This is a genomic window from Gordonia oryzae, assembly GCF_003797185.1.
GTDB lineage: Bacteria > Actinomycetota > Actinomycetes > Mycobacteriales > Mycobacteriaceae > Gordonia > Gordonia oryzae.
Map to the genome: position 1 here is coordinate 24,773 of NZ_RKMH01000002.1, position 12,002 is coordinate 36,774.

The 12,002-nt window shown below is 68.2% G+C and carries 14 protein-coding genes; 9 read left to right on the forward strand and 5 right to left on the reverse strand.

The window, feature by feature from the left end:
• The first annotated feature begins 97 nt into the window (after positions 1–97).
• From EF294_RS02050 to rlmB, 5 genes are read left to right on the forward strand one after another with little or no spacing between them, the layout of a single operon-like run.
• Positions 98–586 (forward strand): CarD family transcriptional regulator, encoded by a 489-nt coding sequence (locus tag EF294_RS02050; protein ID WP_006372593.1) that lies wholly within the window; start codon positions 98–100, stop codon positions 584–586.
• A 12-nt stretch (positions 587–598) separates the two neighbouring features.
• Positions 599–1,327 (forward strand): 2-C-methyl-D-erythritol 4-phosphate cytidylyltransferase, encoded by a 729-nt coding sequence (gene ispD, locus EF294_RS02055; protein WP_123925362.1) that lies wholly within the window; start codon positions 599–601, stop codon positions 1,325–1,327.
• Complete coding sequence (gene ispF, locus EF294_RS02060; protein ID WP_123925363.1) at positions 1,324–1,794, forward strand: 2-C-methyl-D-erythritol 2,4-cyclodiphosphate synthase; 471 nt, start codon at positions 1,324–1,326, stop codon at positions 1,792–1,794. The genes ispD and ispF overlap by 4 nt, the downstream gene beginning before the upstream one ends.
• A 59-nt stretch (positions 1,795–1,853) precedes the next feature.
• On the forward strand, positions 1,854–3,248 hold the full coding sequence (gene cysS, locus EF294_RS02065; RefSeq protein ID WP_123925364.1) for a cysteine--tRNA ligase: 1,395 nt from the start codon (positions 1,854–1,856) through the stop codon (positions 3,246–3,248).
• Positions 3,249–4,199: a 23S rRNA (guanosine(2251)-2'-O)-methyltransferase RlmB gene (rlmB, locus tag EF294_RS02070; protein WP_123925365.1), complete on the forward strand. Its 951-nt coding sequence runs from the start codon at positions 3,249–3,251 to the stop codon at positions 4,197–4,199.
• Positions 4,200–4,203: 4 nt separating this feature from the next.
• Here rlmB and EF294_RS02075 read toward each other — a convergent pair whose 3' ends face one another.
• Positions 4,204–4,989 (reverse strand): LamB/YcsF family protein, encoded by a 786-nt coding sequence (locus tag EF294_RS02075; protein ID WP_123925366.1) that lies wholly within the window; start codon positions 4,987–4,989, stop codon positions 4,204–4,206.
• 23 nt (positions 4,990–5,012) lie between these two features.
• Here EF294_RS02075 and EF294_RS02080 point away from each other — a divergent pair, with 23 nt between their 5' ends.
• A complete protein-coding gene (locus tag EF294_RS02080; protein WP_123925367.1) occupies positions 5,013–6,632 on the forward strand; it encodes a carboxylesterase/lipase family protein in 1,620 nt (539 codons plus the stop codon).
• A gap of 37 nt (positions 6,633–6,669) precedes the next feature.
• On the opposite strand, the gene EF294_RS02085 is transcribed toward EF294_RS02080, so the two are convergent.
• Positions 6,670–7,476, reverse strand: coding sequence for an alpha/beta fold hydrolase (locus EF294_RS02085; RefSeq protein ID WP_123925368.1), 807 nt, complete (start codon positions 7,474–7,476; stop codon positions 6,670–6,672).
• A gap of 85 nt (positions 7,477–7,561) precedes the next feature.
• Here EF294_RS02085 and EF294_RS02090 point away from each other — a divergent pair, with 85 nt between their 5' ends.
• From EF294_RS02090 to EF294_RS02100, 3 genes are all read left to right on the forward strand, one after another.
• Complete coding sequence (locus tag EF294_RS02090; protein WP_123925369.1) at positions 7,562–7,783, forward strand: hypothetical protein; 222 nt, start codon at positions 7,562–7,564, stop codon at positions 7,781–7,783.
• A gap of 10 nt (positions 7,784–7,793) precedes the next feature.
• Positions 7,794–8,042, forward strand: coding sequence for a hypothetical protein (locus EF294_RS21280; RefSeq protein WP_123925370.1), 249 nt, complete (start codon positions 7,794–7,796; stop codon positions 8,040–8,042).
• Between the two features lie 348 nt (positions 8,043–8,390).
• Positions 8,391–8,909, forward strand: coding sequence for a DUF2599 domain-containing protein (locus tag EF294_RS02100; RefSeq protein ID WP_342774305.1), 519 nt, complete (start codon positions 8,391–8,393; stop codon positions 8,907–8,909).
• Positions 8,910–8,942: 33 nt separating this feature from the next.
• Here EF294_RS02100 and EF294_RS02105 read toward each other — a convergent pair whose 3' ends face one another.
• Genes EF294_RS02105 through EF294_RS02115 form a run of 3 tightly spaced genes read right to left on the reverse strand, consistent with a single transcriptional unit; the run spans position 8,943 to position 11,598 of the window.
• Positions 8,943–9,830 (reverse strand): metal ABC transporter permease, encoded by an 888-nt coding sequence (locus tag EF294_RS02105; RefSeq protein ID WP_123925372.1) that lies wholly within the window; start codon positions 9,828–9,830, stop codon positions 8,943–8,945.
• A complete protein-coding gene (locus tag EF294_RS02110) occupies positions 9,827–10,654 on the reverse strand; it encodes a metal ABC transporter ATP-binding protein (protein WP_123925373.1) in 828 nt (275 codons plus the stop codon). The genes EF294_RS02105 and EF294_RS02110 overlap by 4 nt, the downstream gene beginning before the upstream one ends.
• Complete coding sequence (locus EF294_RS02115) at positions 10,654–11,598, reverse strand: metal ABC transporter solute-binding protein, Zn/Mn family (RefSeq protein WP_123925374.1); 945 nt, start codon at positions 11,596–11,598, stop codon at positions 10,654–10,656. Before EF294_RS02115 ends, EF294_RS02110 begins: the two co-directional genes overlap by 1 nt.
• Positions 11,599–12,002 lie beyond the last annotated feature (404 nt).

Sequence of the window (12,002 nt, forward strand, 5' to 3'; positions counted from 1 at the left end):
GAGGACGGACCGCCATCATGGCCTTGACCTGCGCCGTTGTGTGGGCCGTCCGGGGCGCCCGTGTTAGACTGGCCATACTCGAAAGGGGCACGGAACATTGAATTTCAAAGTTGGCGACACCGTTGTCTATCCCCATCACGGTGCTGCTCGGGTCGAAGACATCGTGATTCGGACCATCAAGGGCGAACAGATCGAATACCTGGTTCTCAAGGTGGCCGATGGTGACATGACCGTCCAGATTCCCTCATCCAAGCTCGAGTACGTCGGCGTGCGTGACGTCGTCGGCGAGGAGGGGCTCGATCAGGTTTTCCAGGTTTTGCGCGCCCCGCACACCGAGGAACCCACCAACTGGGCTCGCCGGTTCAAGGCCAACCAAGAAAAGCTCATCTCCGGTGACATCATCAAGGTCGCCGAGATCGTCCGTGACCTGTGGCGTCGTGAACAGGATCGTGGACTGTCGGCAGGCGAGAAGCGCATGCTGACCCGCGCTCGTCGCGTCCTCGTCGACGAGCTCTCGCTTGCTCAGAACACCGACGACGAGAAGGCCACCAGCATTCTCGACGAGGTTCTCGCCGCGGCGTCGTAGACGTCGTCTGCTGTGACCGAACAACCCGGGCCGGTCGCGTCGGCCCCGGACGGCCATGTGAGTTCGCAGGTCTGCGTGATCATCCCGGCCGCAGGTTCGGGAACACGGCTCGGTGAGCCGATTCCGAAGGCTTTCGTTGATTTGCGCGGGCGCACCATACTCGAAAGGTGTGTCGATCAGGTTCTCGATCTCAACGCTCGTGTGGTCGTCGTCGTTCCCGCTGACCTCGTCGCTCGAGCACGGCTTCTTCTTCCCTCACAGGTGAGTGTGGTCGCCGGCGGCGCCCATCGTTCCACCTCGGTGCGGGCCGGACTCGCCGCGGCCGGCGCTGCCGGGATCATCCTGGTGCACGATGCGGCCCGTCCGCTCACCCCGGTGAGCGTGTTCCGTCGAGTCATCGATGCGATCCGCTCCGGGCATCGTGCGGTGATCCCGGGGATTCCGGTCGCCGACACGCTCAAGCACGTCGAGCAGATCGGCGCCGGTCTCGCACAGGTCACCACGACTGTTGATCGAGATCTGCTTCGCGCGATCCAAACCCCGCAGGGCTTCACCCGCGAGGCGCTCATCGCCGCACACGCCGACGACGAGGGCCTGGCCACCGACGACGCCGGTCTGGCCGAGCGTATCGGGATCCCGGTGTGTGTCGTCGACGGCCACCCGATGGCCATGAAGATCACCACCCCTTGGGACCTGCGGGTCATCCGTCAGATCCTGGACTCCGGAGAGGTCGTCACATGAGGGTCGGAATCGGCTCCGATGCCCATCGCGTGGAGTCGGGCGCACCGTGCTGGATGGTGGGGCTGCATTTTCCCGACGACGCCGGCTGCGAGGGCCACTCCGACGGTGACGTCGGCGCCCACGCGCTGTGTGACGCGGTGCTCTCGGCGGCCGGACTCGGCGATGTCGGCTCCGTGTTCGGGACGGGCCGCCCCGAGTGGGAGGGCGTGTCCGGAGTGCAGATGCTCACCCATGTCGCCGCACTGGTGTCGCAGGCAGGATTGCGCGTCGTCAACGGTGCCGTGCAGGTCATCGGCAATCGTCCCAAGATCGGCCCGCGCCGCGCCGAGGCGCAACAGGTGCTCTCGGCCGCGCTCGGCGCACCGGTGTCGGTGTCGGCGACCACCACCGACGGGCTCGGCATGACCGGACGGGGCGAGGGTATCGCCGCGGTGGCCACGGCGCTGCTCGACGATGCGCCGGACTGACCAGCCCGTCGTGCGGGGGTGGGCGGTCACGGGCATCGATCCGGGTAGAATCGCACGTCGTGACCCTGCGCCTGTATGACACCGCCACCCGGGAGGTCCGCGACTTCGTGCCCCTGCGCACCGGGCATGTGTCGATCTACCTGTGTGGCGCCACCGTTCAGGGGGTTCCGCACATCGGTCACGTCCGCAGCGGCATCGCCTTCGACATCCTGCGCCGCTGGCTGTTGCATCGTGGCGACGACGTGTTGTTTGTGCGTAACGTGACCGACGTCGACGACAAGATCCTGCGCAAGGCCGCCGAGGCCGGACGCCCGTGGTGGGAGTGGGCGGCCACCCATGAGCGGGAATTCTCCGCGGCCTATGACGCACTCGGCGTCCTGCCGCCGTCGGGGGAGCCGCGGGCCACTGGATTCGTCACGCAGATGGTCACCTACATGGAGCGTCTCATCGAACGCGGCCACGCCTACGCCGCCGACGGCAACGTCTATTTCGACGTGCGCAGTCTGCCCGAGTACGGTGCGCTCTCGGGTCACCAACTCGACGATGTCCATCAGGGCGAGAGTGTGGGCACCGGCAAACGTGACCCGCGCGATTTCACACTGTGGAAGGCGGCCAAACCCGACGAGCCGCAGTGGCCCACCCCGTGGGGAGCAGGACGTCCGGGCTGGCACCTCGAGTGCTCGGCAATGGCCACCTCGCTACTCGGTTCGGAGTTCGACATCCACTGCGGTGGAATGGATCTCATTTTTCCCCACCACGAGAACGAGATCGCCCAGGCGCACGGCGCCGGCGACCCGTTCGCCCGGTACTGGCTCCACAACGGCTGGGTGACCATGGGTGGGGAGAAGATGAGCAAGTCGCTGGGCAACGTGGTGTCTATCCCGGCGATGCTGGCGCGCATGCGGCCGGTGGAGTTGCGCTACTACCTCGGCAGTGCCCACTACCGCTCGATGCTGGAGTACTCCGACGGCGCCCTGACCGAGGCGGCAGCGGGCTATCGGCGTGTCGAATCCTTTGTCGAGCGCGTACATTCGCGCGTGGCCGAGGTCGGCGTGGGTGAGGTGCCAGCCGAGTTCGCGGCGGCCCTCGACGACGACCTGGGTGTGCCGGCGGCGCTGGCTGTCGTGCATAACACCGTGCGTCACGGCAACACCGCCCTCGAGGGCGGTGACGGACCCGGGGCCTTGTCCGCGGCATCGGCGGTGCGGGCCATGACGGGCATTCTCGGCGTCGATCCGCTGGATCCGCATTGGCGTTGCGATGCCGCAGACGACTCGGCGGCCACGTCCGCACTCGACGTGCTCGTGCAGGCCGAACTGGCCCGACGGTCGCAGGCGCGCGCAGATAAGGACTGGGCCACCGCCGACGCGGTACGGGACCGACTGGCGCAGGCCGGTATTGAGGTGACCGACACCCCCGACGGGGCACAATGGAGCTTGAAAGGCCGGGAGTAGATGGCGGGCAACTCGAAACGCAAAGGCGCCGTGCGCAAAGACGGCAGCAAGAAGGGGCAGACCGTCGGCTCTGGCGGGCAGCGACGCCGCGGACTCGAAGGGCGCGGGGCCACCCCGAAGGCCGTGGACCGTCCGTACCATCCGGCGCACAAGCGTGCCAAGGCCGCTGCGAAAACCACTGCGGGACGGCCGAGGTCACGCAAGGACGACGGCCCCGAGTACGTCCTGGGTCGCAACCCCGTCGTCGAGTGTCTGCGCGCCGACGTGCCGGCGACCGCACTGTACGTCGTCACCGGCAGTGATCCCGACGACCGGGTCGCCGAGGCGGTCAAGCTGGCCGCCGACCGCGCCATCTCGATCCTCGAAGTGGGCAAGGGCGAGCTGGATCGGTTGTCGGCCAACGGTATGCACCAGGGTATCGCCTTGCAGGTCCCCGAATACAGTTACGTCCACCCCGACGACCTGATGCGCGACGCCCTCGATAGCGGCACCCCGCCACTGCTGGTGGCGCTCGACAACATCACCGATCCCCGTAACCTGGGGGCGGTTATCCGTTCCGTTGCCGCTTTCGGCGGGCACGGGGTGCTCATCCCGCAGCGACGCAGCGCGTCGGTGACCGCGGTGGCGTGGCGCACGTCGGCGGGTGCGGCGGCCCGGCTGCCCGTCGCACAGGCCCCGAACCTGACTCGGACACTCAAGGCGTGGGCGGAGACGGGTGCGCAACTCGTCGGTCTCGACGCGCAGGGGGATGTGACGCTCGACGACTACGACGGCACCGGACCCACCGTCATCGTCGTAGGGTCCGAGGGTAAGGGTCTGTCGCGACTGGTCCGCGAGACATGTGACTCGATCCTGTCCATTCCGATGGCCGGCGACGTCGAGAGTCTCAACGCCTCGGTGGCCGCGGGCGTCGTACTGGCCGAATGTGCCCGGCAGCGGCGACTGGCGTAACGCACTACGACGCGGCGGTGACCCGAATCCCGCTCAGCTGCAACGCTTCCCGCACCTCACGGGCGTGTCCGATGGCCCCAGGTGTGTCGCCGTGGAGACAGATCGACTCGGCGTCGATGCGGAGCACCGACCCGTCGACGGCCACCACGGTGCCCTCGGACACGAGTCGCACGACGCGCTGCGCGATCTCGCCGCTGTCGGTGAGCACGGCGCCCGGCTCGGTGCGCGGCACGAGGGTGGCCTCGGGGGTGTAGGCGCGGTCGGCGAACGCCTCGGCGATAACCGGAAGTCCGGCGTCGCGGGCGCGGTGCAGCACAGGCGATCCCGCGAGACCCATCAGCGGCAGGGTGGCGCCGATCTCGCGCAACGCGTCGATGACGGCATCGGCCTGCCGGGTGTGGTGCACGATCGAGTTATACAGTGCGCCATGTGGTTTGACGTAGGTGACCTCGACGCCGACGGATCTCGCGAGGCCCTGAAGTGCGCCGATCTGGTAAAGGATGTCGGCGGTGAGTTCGGCCGGGGCGATGTCCATGAAGCGCCGGCCGAATCCGGAGCGGTCCGGGTAGGAGACCTGCGCGCCGACGCGTACCCCGGACACCGCGGCCCCGCGGCACGTCGCACGAAGTTCGGCGGGAGTGCCGGCGTGGAAACCGCAGGCAACGTTGGCGCTGGTGACGATCGCCAGCATCGCCTCATCGTCGCCGACGCCCTCACCGAGGTCGGCGTTGAGGTCCACCGACCGCCCGGCCTCCCGCCCGGTGGGCACACGCACAGTGTTCGACGTCACTGCCGCATTGTAGATTCGACAGCATGGGAGTTCCGAACACCGCAGTGGCCGACACCAGAGTCTCGACCGCGGAGGGGATCGTGTCCGGGGTCCGCGGCCGGCGTTCCCGCCGCGGCACCGTCGCCTGGCGGGGCATTCCGTATGCGGCTCCGCCGGTCGGCGGCGGACGTTTCGACGCCCCACAGCCGTTGGCCCCGTGGCCCGGCGTGCGGCGCTGCGAGAATTTCGGTGACGCCGCGGTACAGGACAAACTGCTCACCGCGACCGGCCTCGGACGATTCCAGCCGGTGAGCGAAGACTGCCTGACCCTCAACGTCGTCGCCCCCGATACCGTGGCGAGCACGCCGCGACCGGTGATGGTGTTCATCCATGGCGGCGCTTACATCCTGGGCACCGCGGCGACCCCGCTCTACGACGGCACGCACCTCGCGCGTGCGCAGGATGTGGTCGTGGTCACCATCCAGTACCGGTTCGGGCCGTTCGGGATGCTGGATTTCAGCGGCTATTCGACGCCGGAGCGACACTTCGACGAGAACCCCGGTCTCAAGGACCACATCGCCGCTCTGCAATGGGTGCAGCGCAACATCGCGGCCTTCGGCGGTGATCCCGACAACGTCACGATCTTCGGCGAGTCCGCGGGCGGGACCTCGGTGCTGTGCCTGCTCGCCGCACCCGGCGCTCGCGGACTGTTCCACCGGGCGATCGCCGAGAGCCCGGCGACGGACCTGGCGATCTCCCGCGAGAGCGCTTTGCTCTTCGCCGACGAGTTCCTGCGGCTGCTGACCGACCCGGACCGGCGCAGCAGCGACGACACCAGCGCACGCGAGCCGATCGACCCGCACGAGGCGGCCAGGATTCTCGACGCCGCCTCACCCGGGGAACTCCACCGCGCCGGCCGGCGCCTGATGGGCTTCGCCCGCCACGCCGACAGCCTCGAACCGACCCCGTTCGGACCGGCCTATGGCGTGCCGTCCCTACCGCAGTCGCCGTATGCCGCGGCCCGCGACGGCAACACCGCACCGGTCCCGCTGATCATCGGCACCAACCGCGACGAGGGCAAACTCTTCGACAAATTCTGGGATCTGCTGCCCGACACCGAGCGCACGTTGCTGGCCATCCAGGACGAGACCGCGCGCCAGGAGATCATGAACGAGTACGCAGGTGGCCCCGACGACCAGTTGCGGCTGACCGCCGACAGCATCTTCTGGGCTCCAGTCACCGCCTTCGCTGACGCGCATCGCGAAGTAGCACCGACGTATGTGTACCGCTTCGACTTCCACACGCGCGCCCTTGCGCGCGCCGGGCTCGGCGCCACGCACGCAACCGAGTTGTTCGCGGTGTTCGGCGGTTATCGGATGCCGGTGTTCGCCGGGCTGGCGACGGCCGACTGGCGTGCCGCAGGCGCGATGGTCGACGAGATGCAGTCCCGGTGGGGTGATTTTGCGCGCGGACGGCCTCCCGGACCGGGTTGGCCGGCATACGACGCGGCCCATCGGCCGGTGATGGTGCTCGACCGCACCAGCCACGTCGAGTCCGACCCGGACGCGTCGCGCCGGCAGGCGTGGAACCGGGGGCGTCAACTCCTCGTCGTATCCGGCGGTTCACCGCAAGCGCCGTCCGACGTCGTCGCGCTCGACGTCTGAACGGGCCGGGCCACCCGGCGGTCGCAGGCTCGAGCGGTCACGGGGTCCAGCGACTCGGCGGGTCCGACATCAGGAACGACAGCACCAGCGGATTGAACAGTTCCGGTGACTCGATCGGCAGGATGTGCGTGCCGGGGAGTATCGCGAGCCGCCCGCGGGGCAACGTGCGTGACAGTTCCAGGCTGTGATCGAGGTGCACCACGCCGCAGTCGGCGGCGACGACGAGTACGGGTGCGTCAACCTCGGCGAATTCGGTGACCGTGTACTCCGGTCCGTTGCTCAGGAAGTCCTCGGTTTTCGCGTACACCGCATCGAAATGCTCTGGGCCGTCCGGACTTTCCTCGTCGTAGGTGCTGCGCAGGAAGTTGACGAAGTCCGGTTCCCGAGCGGTCATCCGGGCGAAGAACTCCGGCGCGTCCCGTCCTGCGGAGTTGATGTAGTTGCAGGTGAGCACCACCCGGGACACCAGCTCAGGGCGGACCCGCGCGACGAGGAGCGCGAGCATCGCGCCGTCACTCCAGCCGACCAGGTTGGCCGGCACTCCGACCACCGTCTCGAGATAGCCGATGACCTGGGCGAGCATCGCATCCATCGACCACCGCCCGGCCACATCCGGACTGTGACCGTGGCCGCTGCGTTCCGGGACGTACACATGCAGGCCGGCATTGGTGAAGCCGGCGATCTGCGCACCCCACGTCGCCGCCGAGGCGAAGGCGCCGTGCAATAGGACCGTCGGTGCCCCGGCCGGGTCGCCACCGACGAAGTGCCAGATCAGGGTGCCGCCGAGGTCGATGTAACAGCCGGCGTCGACGCGATCGCCGACGCGGATCCCCGAACGGGTCATCGCCGATGTCGGGGACACGGCGCGCTATGTCGGAGGACGAACTCGGTGGGCATGGTGCCCATGCTCCCAGAATCCCCATAGCGCAGTGAGAACGTTTAAGAGTCGAAACGGCATCGGTCCGCCCGTCGCGAAGCGGGCGCGGCTGAACTCGCCGACCCCGATCCCGACCGCTACGACCGCGCAGATCGAGCTGCAGCCGGGCGGTGTCACCGTCAGCGCAGACGCCGCCGAGGCCGGTGCGGTGATCCTGGCGCTGCGTCGTCGCCGGTCTGCCGGTGTCGCCGACAGCACCCCATACGAGCGGTGATGGTCCCACCATGACGGTGATCGAGCCGCCCGGACGGGTGCTCACCGCCATCGCCTTCGGGGCCACCATCCTCGCCGTGGCGGCGGGGACGCGTGTGCTGACGCTCCTCGTCATCATGGGGCGGCGCCGAGCTGGTCGCGCGCGGGCGGCCCCGGCGGAGCCGAAAGTCGCGCAGACCTGCGCCGAGCCGGGCTGGCAGGGGTGCGGTGGGCCGGGTCGCAACCGCCAGTGCCGAAGCTGCTGGTCTCCGAGTCACTGACGAGTTCCCAACCGGCGGAGGTTGCTTGGGCGGCTCAGTGTTTCACTGAGATCGACATGGAGAGTCGGTGTAGGTCGTCGCATCGACGGCACGGGTGTTGCTTCGTGGTCGGTGTAGGACGAGCGGTCCTCGAAGCTCGCGGTATCGAGCGGACAGAAATCCGTTCCGCTGTTGCGCTTGTTGACCGCGAACCGCGCATACGGGTTGAGGCGGGTGAGGGCGCGCGGCGCAAGCGGCCGGCACGATGCCGATGGCCGTGGTTCGTACACGAGTGTGACCACTCGGCACACCGCGCTGGTTACTCCGGTGACTATTGTCGCGGAGGTGAGAGGTGAACCGTGGCCCCGAATGCTGGCTTCTGTCGCGGCCACCGTTGCCTGCGTTGTGCTGCTCGTCGGCGTGGCCGGCTGCGACGACGAGTCCTCTTCTGCGACGGGTTCGGAGCCGAGTACGTCCCCGTCGCCATCGGCCGCGTCGCCTGCGGCTTCCTCTCCTGTCGCTTCCGCACCGTCGTCGTGGATCGAGCCGACAGCCTCCCCGACGACCGATCCGGTGAACCTGCCGCCCTACATCGATCACGTGCAGTGGGTGCAGACGCAGGTCGGGCCGAGCCTGCAGATCCATCCGACGTCCTCGGGTCGCAAGACGACATCCGACAACGGCGCCGATGTCGCGTGGGCCGAGGTGCTCGCGCTGGCGCCCAACGCCGACACCGCGGGGATGCGTGCCCAGTTCGATTGCCACTGGACCTACGCGCGGATCGTCGCGCCCGACAAGCCGAGCTGGAACATCGAACCCGACCGCCCCGTGGTGTCGCAGCAGGAGATGATCAACAGCATGTGCAACCCCGGCGGGCCGGAGGAGTGACGCCTCGGTGCCGCCGCCGAGGGTGGTGCCGGGTCAGGTGCGGGTGGCGTGGGTCCGCCGGGAGCCGATCGCTCGGCACACGAGGTAGATCACGAACGAGATCGTGGTGACGAATACCGAGACCGGTAGTTGCGGCGCCAACGACAGCAGCAGACCGCCGAGGGCGGCGATCTCGGCGAAGAGCACCGACAGGCCCAGCACGACCGTCGGATTGGCGCTCAGACGCGCGGCTGCGGCGCCGGGGGTGATCATCAGTGACATCACCAGCAGCGCCCCGATGATCTGTACGCCCTGCGCGGCGGCGAGGCCGACGAGGATCGCGAATACCACCGACAGCGCCCGCATCGGCACGCCGCGCGCCTGCGCGACCCGGGGGTCCAGCGAGGCGAACAACACCGGGCGGTAGACGACGGCGAGCACTGCCAGCACCACGGCGGTGGTGATCGCGATCGCGGCCATCCCGTGCACGCCGACACTGACGACCTGCCCGGTCAGCAGCGCGAACCCCGCACCGATGCGGCCGTAGAGCGCCAGGAACAGCACGCCCAATCCCAAGCCGAATGCCATCACGACGCCGATCACCGAATCGCGTTCGCGGGCACGATTTCCCATGAATCCGAAGACGGCGGCGGCGAGGACCGCGCCGATCACCCCGCCGAGGTTGATACTGACACCGGCGAGTAACGCGGCGGCGGCGCCGGTGACCGACAGTTCACTCGCGCCATGCACGGCGAACGACATCTGCCGCGACACGATCAGCGGGGCGAGGACGCCGGAGAGCACGCCGAGGAGTGCCAGCGCGATGAGCGCCTGCCAGACGAAGTCGTAGTGCAGCAGTCGCGCGGTCTCGGCGAAATCCCAGAAGTCGCGGAGTTCGACGTTGGCGGCCACGACGGTCCGGGCGGCCAGAACGGTACTCACAGGCCCCGATGCTCCTCGTCGGTGTGGCAGTGTGCGATGCCCTCTTCGCCGCCGACGACGAGGAGGCGGCCGTTGACGCGCACCACCTCGACATGACTGCCGTAGAGCGCTGAGAGCGTCGCCGTTGTCATCACCTTCTCCGGCGGCCCCGCGAGGAACTCGCCGCCGACGAGGTAGAGCACCCGGTCCACATACGGCATCACCGGGTTGATCTCGTGCGTCACCAGGACCACTGCGGTTTGTGCGGTGCGCCGGCGACGGTCGATGAGTTCGACGACGCGTTCCTGGCTGGCCGGATCGAGGCTGGCCAGTGGCTCGTCGCAGAGCAGTAGCTGCGGATCGGTGGTCAGCGCCTGCGCCACCCGCAGACGCTGCTGCTCACCGCCGGAGAGGAGCCCGACCGGGGCATCGGCGTAGGGGGTCGCACCGACCTCGGCGAGCGCGGCATCGACGATTCGTCGGCGTTCGCGTCGCCCGCGCAGACCGACACCCCACCGCGATCCGTCTACGCCGAACCCCACCAGGTCGCGGGCACGGAGGGCCATCGTGTCGGCCTCGTCGGCGTGCTGTTGAGGGATGTAGCCGACGGCGTCGGTGACGTCGAGATCCCCGGCACTCAACCGATACTGGCCGAGCAGGGTGCGCAGGAACGACGTCTTGCCCGAACCGTTCGGACCGAGGACGGCGACGAACTCGCCGGCCTCGATCGTCAGGTTCAGGTTGTTCCAGAGCACCCGCTCGCCGAAGGCGAGGCGCGCGTGGCGAAACGCGGCGACCGGGATCGGCGTGGCGGTGGCCGGTGTGGCGGGGATCGGGTCGGTCATCAGGCGTTGGACGAGTTCAACGCATTCGCGAGGGCCTCGGCCTGGCCGCGCTGCCAGATGACGTAATCGCTGACACCGTCGGGCAGCGTTTCGGTGAACTTCACGACCGGTACTTTCGCACCTTGGGCCACCGTGAGCAACGCCTCGGTCACCGAGTCGACGGCCTGGGTGTTGTAGATGAACGCCTTCACGGTGCGGGAGGTGAGGAGGTCCTGTAGGGCGGCGCGGTCGGCGGCCGAGGGAGACTGGCCCTCCTCGACGGCTGCGGTGAAGCCGGCGGGGGAGACGTCGTCGAGCCCGGCCTCGGTGAGCAAGTATCCGGCCAGTGGTTCGGTCTGGGCGACCTTGGTCCCGTTGTGGGCGGCCTTGATCTGGCTCACCTGATTGCGGACGGCGGCGAGTTCGGTGTTGAAGCGTAGGGCGTTGGCGCGGTAGGTCTCGGCGTGGGCGGAGTCCTTGGCGGCCAACGCTTCCCCGAGTCTGGTGGCCACTTGTCCGACCACAGCCAGGTTGTAGAACACGTGCTCGTTGACCTCGTGCGAGTGGCCCTCGTCGGTGCCGGTCTCTGTGGTGGACTCCTCGTGACCGCCCTGCATGATGTCGAAGGCGTTGATCACCGTGCCGGAGCTGTTCTTGGCGGCCTGCTCCATGTACTCGTCGTAGTGGCCGCCGTTCATGAGGATCACCGAGGCGTCGGCGACCTTCGCGGTGTCCGTCGCCGACGGCTCGAACTCGTGCGGGTCTTCGGTGCTGTTGGTGAACAGCGCGGTGACCTCAGCGTCGTTTCCGGCCACCGCCGAGGCCACCGAACCCCACACGTTGGTCGAGGTGACCACGGTCGGCTTACCGCCACTCGACGAGCCGCCGCCGTCGTCCGAACAACCCGACAGGACCAGGGCCGCGGCGGTCAACAGACCTGCGGAGGCGATCAATGCACGCTTCATGGAATAGCGCCCTTCGACGAAAACGACAATCGTTACCGAATGCAGTGTAGGCGACGGCCTTCGTTGCGACCAATCGGCGCCCGTTCGCCGGTGGGTGCGGTGTGCGCGGGAGAAGTTCGGGGGTTTTGGTACCAGTCGGGACATCTCGACGCCGAACCGTGCAAACAGGGGCCGGGTTCGGGCGCACCTCCCCCGGACAGTGTGGTCTCGCTCGCGGTGATCAGCCGATCGGGCCGGTGTGCCGATGATCGTCATCGACCCAGTCCGCGCAAGGCAGGGTGGGGACTGCATGACCATCGGTGGGTTGTCGGCCAACCCGATGGCCTCGATCTGGACGAAAAGCGGCTCGTGAGACGAATACCGTCATCACGGCGGGACAATGAGGCGCCGTGGTGAATGTGTCA

What these genes read in the sequence shown, in the direction of transcription:
- ispF (WP_123925363.1), top strand. Translation starts at nt 1,324, where the DNA reads ATGAGGGTCGGAATCGGCTCCGATGCCCATCGCGTGGAGTCGGGCGCA.
- rlmB (WP_123925365.1), top strand. Translation starts at nt 3,249, where the DNA reads ATGGCGGGCAACTCGAAACGCAAAGGCGCCGTGCGCAAAGACGGCAGC.
- EF294_RS02080 (WP_123925367.1), top strand. Translation starts at nt 5,013, where the DNA reads ATGGGAGTTCCGAACACCGCAGTGGCCGACACCAGAGTCTCGACCGCG.
- EF294_RS02085 (WP_123925368.1), bottom strand. Translation starts at nt 7,476, where the DNA reads ATGACCCGTTCGGGGATCCGCGTCGGCGATCGCGTCGACGCCGGCTGT.
- EF294_RS21280 (WP_123925370.1), top strand. Translation starts at nt 7,794, where the DNA reads ATGACGGTGATCGAGCCGCCCGGACGGGTGCTCACCGCCATCGCCTTC.
- EF294_RS02100 (WP_342774305.1), top strand. Translation starts at nt 8,391, where the DNA reads ATGCTGGCTTCTGTCGCGGCCACCGTTGCCTGCGTTGTGCTGCTCGTC.
- EF294_RS02110 (WP_123925373.1), bottom strand. Translation starts at nt 10,654, where the DNA reads ATGACCGACCCGATCCCCGCCACACCGGCCACCGCCACGCCGATCCCG.
- EF294_RS02115 (WP_123925374.1), bottom strand. Translation starts at nt 11,598, where the DNA reads ATGAAGCGTGCATTGATCGCCTCCGCAGGTCTGTTGACCGCCGCGGCC.